Raw genomic sequence first — 425 nt, 5'->3', positions numbered from 1 at the left:
TACGAATAAACGATTTTACAATGACTTAAACAATAATAAAGCCTTATCCACCAAGCGTTAACAGCATGATTTTAGTATAATAAATGCCATGAAAAAGACGCCAAATATCAACCCAGAAAGTCAAGATGTTGCCAAGCTACAAGCGATGGTGAAAGCGCTGATGGCGTCAGAAAACCAGTTGAAGCAAGAGCGCCAGTCGCTACTTGAACAACTCAAGCTTGCTTTCGACCGTCAGTTCTCTAAGCGATCAGAGGCGTTAAAACCTTACGATGAATCTCAAGGTGACCTCTTCAACGAAGTGGAATGTGAAGCCGCTAAGGAATATGAGGTTGAGGTCACGACAACCACTACGACGAAGAAACGTGGTAAGCGCAAGCCACTTCCAAAGACCTTGCCTCGTGAGGTTATCGAGCTCGACTTAGACG

Annotated in this window: 1 protein-coding gene; it reads left to right on the top strand. The window is 44.2% G+C overall.

The genetic code is table 11. The annotated features are described in order from the left end of the window. Positions 1–88: 88 nt before the first annotated feature. Positions 89–425 (top strand): IS66 family transposase (locus tag IRQ95_RS22025; protein WP_489114241.1); only part of this gene is annotated, 337 nt, incomplete at its 3' end.

This window comes from Vibrio fluminensis, from assembly GCF_015278125.1.
Classification (GTDB): domain Bacteria; phylum Pseudomonadota; class Gammaproteobacteria; order Enterobacterales; family Vibrionaceae; genus Vibrio; species Vibrio fluminensis.
The sequence above is the reverse complement of the archived record's forward strand: the minus strand, read 5'-3'. Positions and strand labels throughout refer to the sequence as shown.